A 9,859-nucleotide genomic window follows, 5' to 3' on the forward strand; every position below is an offset into this window, starting at 1 on the left:
ACCTAAGTGCCAAGCATTCTCAAGGGCAAGTGGTGACTCTTTTGGGTTAGTGAAAACCTACCCTTTTTTCCTATCTTCCTCCATCCAGGATATATAAAAAAACCCCGCTTGATTAAGAGCGAGGTTTGTAGAGTTTAACAATGGTAAATGATTTTAGTCTCAGCGACTAACTTTTACAATATACAACGTAGCGTGACGACAATTCTAAACAAAGGTAATTGGTTTCCTTTATAAAAGGAGGTGATCCAGCCGCACCTTCCGATACTTTCTTCCATCTGGAATTGCTAGACTATTTTCTTATGGAAACGATTCTGTAACTTCACCCTCTTCACGAGGTCTCACTTTAAATCACCCCAACTAACAGCTAATTTCTCTTTTTGGGCGATCCCCCAAAAATTCGAATAGAAAATAAAGTGGTTATTTGAACATTTCTGAAAGAAGCTCACCGAAGATAAACGGAACTTTTCAGAAAGAAATTTAAATGCAGTTTTTCTTTCTTTTTTTTGGAAATTACTCTTCTTTTGCACCTTCCTCCTCAGAGAGCCATTCTTCTCTCCGAGGTTACCAATTTTTATATCTGCCAAATCAGGCAATCGAACGTATACGCCTGCCCTTACCCGCGAATCGGAATACAAATCTCTCTGGAAAAGTTATTATGATACATTTATTTCCAATTATGAGGAAAAATTCGAAACTAAATTCGGAAAGATGCCAATCTGGAAAAAGGCAGAAGCTGAAAAACTTCTCAACTGCGGTAAATTCAATCGCGGCTTTATTTGGAATGAATGCCATGATTGCAAAATTGTACTTGCTGTTCCCTTCTCTTGCAAAAGTAGACTTTGTCTCTCCTGTTATCGCAAAAAATTATTTGGTTGGTCTATCCACCTTTCCAGAATTCTTAGTGCCGAACTTCCCCATTACCACATTGTCTTTACCTTACCCAGAAGACTGAATGAACTTTTATTTCAAAGACTTGTCAATCCTAGGTTTCTAAATGGCCTTGCAGCAAAGACATACACAAAACGACTCCGAGCGATTAGCAAGGCAGATAAAAATTTCAAACCAGGAATTCTAAGTACACTTCACGAAGCTGGCAATCATTTAAACTTCAATCCTCATATTCATGCGATCGCTACGAGAGACCTAGTAAATACCACGTCCGATGAAATCAAAGAAATATTTTTCATGCCTTATAAAACCATGCGCTTCGACTGGCATAGGACAGTTTGTAAATACTTACTTAAGAAAAAAATTCTAAGTAAGGAAGAATATATTTTTTTCATGAAAAGTTATCCACGAGGCTTCCATGTCTACTTTGAAAAAATCAACATAGCTGAAAGCGATTCCATTTATCGCATCGCTCAATACATAGCCTTTGGTCTTTTTCATAATAGCCAGATTCAGAAAGTGGATACCAACAAACAAACTCTAACGTTTCGTTATAAGAGTAACGTCGAATCCATCACCAAAGAGAAGTCGTACCAAAGCCTAACGATGCCCATCGATGAATTTCTTGCTCGCATGTTATTCTTTTTGCCCAATAAACATGAAAAATCAGTTCGCTATTATGGAATTTACGTGAGACCTTCGCGTAAGATCAAACTCCAATCCCAAGCTCAAAAATCCACCTGGGCAGAAGCCATCAAATCTTCGTTTGATGTAAAGGATCCTCTCGCCTGTCCCGTTTGCAAAAACGGAATGATATCGAAAGTTATTTATTCTTTCCAAGCATCTAACAAAGAGAAAGAACTGAAAAAGAAATACGCCTTGATTGACGGGTATTTTTACCAAAAGCGATCTCGAGATCCACCAGACGCATTTTAGTGGGACATAGTTTTCCCGATCGCTTCGATCCAACGCTTACCCCAAAAGGCGGCCTAATCCATAGGCTTGGCCTCTTTTTGTCTCATCAAAAATTATGTCTCATTTTCTCGATTTTTTCGCGAAAAATATAGTCGCCTTTAAGCAGACTTGATTCCCATAATTGACAATCTGTCCCGCATAACTGGAATTGTTTCTGGATATGGGGACTTGGTTGTGGAAAAACTCTTATCAAGTTCCTATGTGGTAAATATAGTCGCCTTTAAGCAGACTTGATTCCCATAATTGACAATCTGTCCCGCATAACTGGAATTGTTTCTGGATATGGGGACTTGGTTGTGGAAAAACTCTTATCAAGTTCCTATGTGGTAAAATACTTGGAGTCAAAATGAAAGTAGTCGCATTCACATATATTTTATTAATGCCATTGTTTGGATTGGCCAGCTTAACACAAACACAAATTAACAAGGGTATGAGCGTTCAAGAAATTGGGCCAGACTCTTATCTGGTCCGTGAAACAACTTTTTCAGATCAAAATATTTTAGTTACAAAAATGAGCGATGGTTCCGTCGTCGTATCTTCAAGCCCCTATGATACGGTTGATACTCGTGAATTGATTCAGTGGATTAATGAAAAACTGAAACCAAAAAAAATCATTACTATCAATACTCATTTTCATTCCGATGGAACTGGCGGCAATGAGGCATTTCATGAGGCTGGGGCAGAAATCTGGGCGAATGACATAACGGATAAGCTATATAGAGAAAATGCGGAAAAAGGAAAGGCCACAGAAATTAAGTATTTTGGAAACAAGCCTGATTTAAAAGCACGGATTGAGGCGAGGAAAGTCGTTTTTGCGGACCATCTTATAAAAGCTCAGACTGGAAAGATTTTTGATTTTAAGGGCGAAAAGGTAGTTCTTAAATATCCAGGCCCCGCCCATACCATAGACAACATGGTCGTATATTTTCCCAAGCGTAAAATTATCTATGGCACTTGTATGGTGCGAGCCGAGAATTCATTAGGGTATATTGGAGACTCGGACGTTCAGTCTTGGGCTAAATCAGTTCAGGCTATTCAAGATTTGGAGGCTAAGATTGTAATCCCCGGCCATGGGGATTATGGCGGCCCTGAACTGATCAAGCGGACTATTCAACTTGCTAAAGAGGCAGCAACCAAGAAATAGCTATCCAAGATATTTGCGACCGTTAGCAGGCTGACCACAATAATTTAATAATAAAATATAGTCGCCTTTAAGCAGACTTGATTCCCATAATTGACAATCTGTCCCGCATAACTGGAATTGTTTCTGGATATGGGGACTTGGTTGTGGAAAAACTCTTATCAAGTTCCTATGTGGTAAAAATATAGTCGCCTTTAAGCAGACTTGATTCCCATAATTGACAATCTGTCCCGCATAACTGGAATTGTTTCTGGATATGGGGACTTGGTTGTGGAAAAACTCTTATCAAGTTCCTATGTGGTAAAGAAAGTTTCGGATCGCTTAGGCGCCGTCGACGCGCTCGGCCCCCAAGCAGTAAGAAACGAACTTGCGACCATTGGCAGCGAAATCACAGGAGGAATTTTCTGAGATGCATCCAGACGACAAGGTGCGCGCTGATTTTCATGCCGCGTTGGACACCGGCAATCTCGATGGCGTGAAAAAAATGACGCTTGACTTTCCTGATTTAATTAAGCAGGGCTGGAATCTCGGGGGCGCCATCCAAAATCTGGTCTTTGCTGCTCAAAAAGGCAACCTTCCCCTGATGCAGTTGCTAGTCAAGCTTGGCTGTGACATCAATGCAGCAGACGAAAGGGCAGGTCATATCAGCCCGCTCTCTTCGGCAGCTTACTGGGGGCAAGAATCGATTGTTCGATGGTTGTTGGCTGAGGGAGTCAGCGTTGATGGTGTGTGCCATGCAGTGTCAACCCCGCTGATTGCCGCTGCAACTCGAGGTCATATCAAGATCATAGAAATATTATTGGATCATGGTGCAGAGATAAATCGAGAGCACCTAAAGCTCCCTCAAACAGCTCTTGATTTTGCTGTCTTGTACAGCAACATGCACGCCACGCCCGGTGAGGCCGCATCACTGTTACGGAAGCGAGGCGGCATCAGACCTTACGGCGAGCGGCATCTTTGGCCATTGCCTTATGGCGCAGACCTGATCTCGGAAATTGAGCAAGCTTTGACTGCGTGCGTCAACCCTTTGACAGTCCAAGAAACGGAATGGGGCGCCATAGCCAAAACACGCATACCCAAAAAATACGATGCCCAGTTGATTTTCACCGTCCCGCAGCAAAACGAAAAGTCCTCCTTTGCACTTTGCCTGCCGTCCGAGTGGCCATTGAATAAAGCGTCGCTGCAAGTGCAAACCTTCAACTGGCCAATCCAGTTGCTGGCAAAACATATGGAATCAACGGAAATTGAAGGGAACGAAACGAAGAGCCCATTTAAGTACTCGATCGCTGGAAAGGATCGATGGTTTTTTCTGGCAAAACGAAATGGGATATCATCAATCAGCAATAAATATGAGATTTTCATGCTGATTCCCATTCAGGAAAAAAACCTGAAGAAATTGACTGATCAAGTATGGGTAGATAAGCAGGTGGAAGGAAAGTGGTCCAATTTAACCATTGATCCGTGAGATAAGGTGGAAGCAAACACGCCAACGTCCGCCGCCGAAAGCCGTCTTCTGGCTTTCATGGAAGATATGCACCAGTGGGAAACCTCTCTGATCGACGCTCAGAAATCCAGCGGAGGCACCTACTTCGATGCGAACAAGGATGCGCTGCGTGCCTCGCTGCAGGGGATCTACCAAACACACCTGACTCCCAAAGAGCGCAAAAACGGTCGCGTGGCAGCCCTCAACTCTGGGACGCCATTGGCGTACAACCCTTCCGTCCAGAAAATCACGACGAGCGAAATCCTCACGCCCAACAAGAAGGTCGTGATTGAAACCGTGTACCCGACGTTCATGGAGTTCCGGCGACGTTACACACTGGTGTTCAGCAATGACAGATGGCTGCTGGACAAACGAGAAGACTTCTCGCCTCTGAAGGGCAAATGGACGTCCGTCACTCTTTGACTGGACCGGAGCTAGAAGAATAAGCCCTCAAATGTTGAAACGCATCCCAGACGCAGAAAACGTAAGCGTCCGGTGAAGGCATCTTGAGAGTACCGGCCTGAGCCACGAGGATAGTGTCCACCAAGAAGAAAAATTTAGTCGCCTTTAAGCTCACTGGCTTCCTATAATGGGGAATCTGTCTCGAATATTAGGAATCGTTTCTGGATATGGGGACTTAGTATTGGAAAAACTCTTATGAAGTTCCTATGTGGTCAACGGAAATTTCTCGGACAGTTGAGATCATCAGTAAAATTAGTGAACAAGTAAATATGTTATCCCTAAATGCTTCGATTGAAGCTGCTAGAGCCGGTGATGCAGGTAGAGGTTTTGCTGTCGTAGCAGATGAAGTTTCAAAATTAGCAGAAAGGACTTCTGGTGCAGTTAAAAGTATCGATCAATTAATCAAAAAAAACCAAAAAGATGTTGAGTTAGGGAGAGAGAGAATCGATTCCACTACTTTTGAAATTCAATCGATCATTGGAACAATTGATATTATTTCGAGTCATATTGAAGATGTAAGGAATGCAATTGTATCTCAAAAGAACGTAGAAAGTAAACTTTTTGATTTAGCTCAATTTGTGAAAGAAAGATCGGAAGAAATTAAAAATGCAGTAAATGAACACAAAACAGCAACAAACGAGGTGATGGTGTCTGTATCTTCTATAAGTGAAATTTCGTTTAAAAATTCTGAACAAAGCGAATTTTTAGCAGATAACCTCAAACAATTTAGTGATACGACTGAAAAATTGATTTCCATGGTAAATCTTTTTAAAACGAATGAGACGATATCACATCAGAATGATTTTGTAAGGGATTCTAAAACCCATCGTCTTGAATTTACTTCGGAGATAGGGGATATTTATTATGTACCCGATCATCATTTGATAGAGGTAGTTTGGAAACCGGATTATTCCGATGATGGATACAAAACGATTTTATTAAATGCTCTAGATGTAATTGATAAATGGAAGGTATCTAAGTGGTTAGCTGACACAAGACAAATCGGATTGGTTTCAAAAACTGGTCAAGAATGGGTAAACATTGAATGGTTTCCTAAAGCAAGTAATTCTACACTTCGAAAAATGGCAGTTGTCGTACCCGAATCAGCACTTTCTGCAATTTCTATTGAAGATACCACATTAAAAACTGGCCTAGTGGAAATGAAGTCAGTGCCAAATATGGAAGCTGCTTGGAAATGGTTAACTTGATTTAGATTAAAAATATCTGAATTTATCGAACGTAAAAAAACTTTAAAAAGATCGATCTTCAAAAGATACTTGGAGTAAATTTTTCATTAGGAGGGCATTGCCTTTGATGCAACGAACATTGAGCCCTAACTTTCAATTAATTGAACAGACATCTGCTAACACTCAGGCAGGTTATTCAAGTCAATACACTTCTTTTTCCATTGGTCTCTCTTTCATATTGGGAAAAGATATTTCATTAGAAATGACGACTAGTATTGGGTAGTCTGGGAAAATAATCCAGAATCGAGAAAATCTTGTTTAATTTATATGGAATCAATCTTTCCATTCATTGAATCATGCTCACCGAGCAAGCTGATATAGATTTATATGAAAACGTTAAAATATACTTTAGAAATTTTGAATCAAATCAACAAGTTTTGAAAATTTCTGAAAGAGATGGAGCGACCACCGATCCATTTAAACATACTCGATTAATGGTAGAACTGTTAACTTTTGAATTTAGGATATGCCTTTCTTTTAATAAAGAAAAGCAGAGTCCGGATCTAATTTTACGAGTCCTGCTCGGTAACGTTTGTTAGGATTTACAATATTCCCAAAAACATAGACCGCATTTCCAGAAGAGATTATCTTTCTGACAGTGGCTCCTGATGAAAATTTTGGATCCCAGTTATTCAGAGCCAGTGTTTTCCGATCTAAAGAAAAAATTCCATTTCTTGGTAGGCTTGCAAAGGAAGAGAAAAGACCCCCTAGGAAAATATATTTTTCATTTTGGTCCATGGAGCGAACAAATTCAGAAGTTGTAGGGAATGAACCTGTATTGGGTACTGAAGTTAAATCAGGTAGTTGGAAATAAGATAGTCCATAACCAGGATTTGGTGATGTCGTTTGGTATTGCCCGCTCATGATGAGACGATTGTCTGATACAAAAAGTGAATAAGCAGAGAAATTCGATGTAAGTGTGTCACTATGAGTTTTGATAAAACTACCATTGAAACGATTGATGATCGCTAAGTGTACAGATGGATTTGGTATTGTAGTAAATTGACCAGCTGCAAATAGTTGATCGTTCCAGATTTGTAAGGATCGAACCGTGTTATTTGGGTTCGGAGCAAAAAAAGTGTCCGGAGCACCAAAGTTTGGGTCAAGTTTTGCAATTCGATTTACAGGTGTTGCATTGATATCAGTAAAACTTCCTGCTATATAAATGGAATCATTGTAATAGATCATGGATTCAATTGAATTTGATGTTACAATTGGATTCCAGGTTAATAGAGCTTTTGTTTCTAAATCAAAGGCTGCAGTTGCTTGTCTTGTTGTGTTTGCTACCGTTGTAAAAGATCCGTGAATATACAATCGATTTTCAGCTACAAGTAGATTTGTCACTAGATCACTTGGATTTGGATTCCAATCTGATGGAAGCCCGGTCGTTAGGTCTAATTCCACTAAGTGATTTCTCGATCTTGTATCGATTGCAGCAAAACCACCTCCTAAGAAAATCACGTTTTCTTTCATTTTTAATGCAACACCGTTGAATTCATAATTTGAATTGAATAGTTTGGGATCAAATGAAGTGATTTCATCTGACAAGATGTCTAATTGGAAAAAATATTTTCTATCTAAAGTTCTTACTGTTTCAAAAAATCCAAAAGCAAACAGTCTATCATCAATGACCGATAGTTTGTATACATTTCTGAAGACTCCATCTACGGAATAATCGGAAGTTTGTACTGTTCCCTGTAAATCTGTTTTAAAGATGCCGACCCTAGGAGTAGAAATTTCCCCTGCAACAAAAAGGTAATTATTATGGATTGCAAGATCAAAAACTGCATTTCCAGAGATTACGAGTAAACTAAAAGCTGATGTGACAGTGTTTGTTTTTAAATCAATGGCAGCAAGTTTAGAACGAGTAACGGCGCCTCCATTTAAAGAAGAGAAAATTCCACCAATATATAAAATTCCGTCTCTTAATTCCATTGCATTAACAGATCCATTTGTATCTACCATTGAATAAAAATTAGAACCATTGTCCTTGTGCAGTCTTCCTAAATTTCCTGCACCATTTGAGTTAACAGCTGTAAATTCTCCTCCTATATAAATAAAAGTTCCATCTGTCGTCATACTTTTAACATCAGTTCCTGATACATTAGGTGCCCATGAATCGATTAACCCTGTTTTTGCATTCACTGAAGCCACGTGTTCTCTGTTGGTGACACTTGGATAATTAGTGATAGCTCCATTGGATGTTTGGAAACTACCTGAAAAAAAGATTCGGCCATCTAAATACAGTAGATCGTAAAATGTTGTACTAGATGGATTTAACTTGGCATCGAATTCTAAATCTAATTGGCAATTCGTATTGATTTTGGCTAAGTTTCTCCTTGGTAATCCTTGGATGTGTGTGAATTTTCCTAAAAGGTAAAGATTCCCTTCTGGATCGGATACTGCATGGTTAATGGTACCATAATTTGCTGTATCTTCATCAAATACATCAAGTTGTGAACAATAGGTTGAAGCAACAGGTAAGCTTGTGTCATTCCAAACAAAGGCTCCACCTCCGGTGGTCGCAGCGATTTGATCGAACATTCCTCCGATATATATTTTTCCTTTATGAATGGCAGCAGTGATGATCTCTGTAGGAGAAGTGGCACTAAAAACTCCGTAACTGACAAACTTTGGCTCACTTCGGTCAAAATAGGGAATACATCCAGGTGAACGATCGTTAGTTAAGTTCTTAATCAGTAAAAGAGTTAGAAAGGAATTTGATTTTGGATCACAACCATTATTCAATTCAGGACTTTTACAAATTGTAGTCCCGAAAATCATGATAATCAAAAGCGAAAAACGAAAGGATAATTTCATATAACCATCAATTTATCAATCATACATTTTCGCGAATCAAATTTTATATATCAGATATCTATAGGAATATAAGCAGCAATTTCAAGACTATTGAACGAATAATGTATAATACCTGCTTTAAATGAGGAGTTCATAAATTTAGTCGCCTTTAAGCCCACTGGCTTCCTATAATGAGGAATCTTTATCGAATCTTTGAAATTGTTTCTGTATATGGAGGCTTTGGTTTTGGTAAAACTCTTATGAAGTTCCTAAGTGTTTGGTGATCACTTAATCTTAGCCATTGCAATATTTGGACTTTCAGGATTCACTTGTAAAGTGCGTGTGGCGGGATGAATGATCACATCCATATCCTCCATTGGTATGGCACCTAGCAAGACCTCGTCGCCAATAATCATCGCACCAACAAACGCATTCCTATTTTCAAATTCAATTCGTATAGGACCCGCATACGGAACCAAATGTTTTTTACCATCCGCTAGTGTGACTTCCCTATTTTCCAAAGTCTTCACATTCAATTGGATTGCTAAATGTTCTGGTATGCATAAATGCAAAGCACCTGAATCAACCAAAGCATTGCATTCGATTTTCAATTGATTTGGTAGTATTGGATTGGAAAGCGTCAATTTAGCATAAACTAGCCCCATATTTGTAACCTCTACTAAATTTACTGTAAGTTATTTATAAACTGAGTCAAGCCAAAGTCCCCACCCCCCACAAACAAAAAAGCCCCACTTGTTAGGTGAGGCTTCTATCCAGAACCAGCGAACTGTATAAATCTTTCCCAAACCCTTCAGTATCGAAGAGTCAGAATGGTTCCTGAGTTTATCGAAGGACTTTTACAAA

7 protein-coding genes are annotated in these 9,859 nt (G+C 39.5%); 5 read left to right on the top strand and 2 right to left on the bottom strand.

Features of this window, described 5'->3' with window-relative positions; genetic code table 11:
* Positions 1-666 precede the first annotated feature (666 nt).
* From ND811_RS18505 to ND811_RS18525, 5 genes are all read left to right on the top strand, one after another.
* On the top strand, positions 667-1,824 hold the full coding sequence (locus ND811_RS18505) for an IS91 family transposase (protein ID WP_456085680.1): 1,158 nt from the start codon (positions 667-669) through the stop codon (positions 1,822-1,824).
* A gap of 385 nt (positions 1,825-2,209) precedes the next feature.
* Positions 2,210-3,007 carry an MBL fold metallo-hydrolase gene (locus ND811_RS18510; protein WP_265353468.1) on the top strand — a complete coding sequence of 266 codons (798 nt, stop codon included), beginning with the start codon at positions 2,210-2,212 and terminating at the stop codon, positions 3,005-3,007.
* A gap of 373 nt (positions 3,008-3,380) precedes the next feature.
* Positions 3,381-4,469, top strand: coding sequence for an ankyrin repeat domain-containing protein (locus tag ND811_RS18515; RefSeq protein WP_265353469.1), 1,089 nt, complete (start codon positions 3,381-3,383; stop codon positions 4,467-4,469).
* A gap of 6 nt (positions 4,470-4,475) precedes the next feature.
* Positions 4,476-4,910: an NTF2 fold immunity protein gene (locus ND811_RS18520; RefSeq protein ID WP_265353470.1), complete on the top strand. Its 435-nt coding sequence runs from the start codon at positions 4,476-4,478 to the stop codon at positions 4,908-4,910.
* A 245-nt stretch (positions 4,911-5,155) separates the two neighbouring features.
* Entirely contained in the window at positions 5,156-6,157 is a 1,002-nt protein-coding gene (locus ND811_RS18525) for a methyl-accepting chemotaxis protein (protein WP_265353471.1), read from the top strand.
* A gap of 516 nt (positions 6,158-6,673) precedes the next feature.
* Here the strand turns inward: ND811_RS18525 and ND811_RS18530 are convergent.
* Together ND811_RS18530 and ND811_RS18535 are read right to left on the bottom strand one after the other, a co-directional pair.
* Positions 6,674-9,016, bottom strand: coding sequence for a hypothetical protein (locus tag ND811_RS18530; RefSeq protein ID WP_265353472.1), 2,343 nt, complete (start codon positions 9,014-9,016; stop codon positions 6,674-6,676).
* 263 nt (positions 9,017-9,279) lie between these two features.
* Positions 9,280-9,660 (bottom strand): clan AA aspartic protease, encoded by a 381-nt coding sequence (locus tag ND811_RS18535; RefSeq protein ID WP_012388198.1) that lies wholly within the window; start codon positions 9,658-9,660, stop codon positions 9,280-9,282.
* Positions 9,661-9,859 lie beyond the last annotated feature (199 nt).

This window comes from Leptospira soteropolitanensis (assembly GCF_026151655.1).
GTDB lineage: Bacteria > Spirochaetota > Leptospiria > Leptospirales > Leptospiraceae > Leptospira_A > Leptospira_A soteropolitanensis.

Bases quoted from the DNA above. Each gene is read 5' to 3' on its own strand.
- ND811_RS18510 (WP_265353468.1), top strand. From the start codon at position 2,210: ATGAAAGTAGTCGCATTCACATATATTTTATTAATGCCATTGTTTGGA.
- ND811_RS18525 (WP_265353471.1), top strand. From the start codon at position 5,156: ATGTGGTCAACGGAAATTTCTCGGACAGTTGAGATCATCAGTAAAATT.
- ND811_RS18530 (WP_265353472.1), bottom strand. From the start codon at position 9,016: ATGAAATTATCCTTTCGTTTTTCGCTTTTGATTATCATGATTTTCGGG.
- ND811_RS18535 (WP_012388198.1), bottom strand. From the start codon at position 9,660: ATGGGGCTAGTTTATGCTAAATTGACGCTTTCCAATCCAATACTACCA.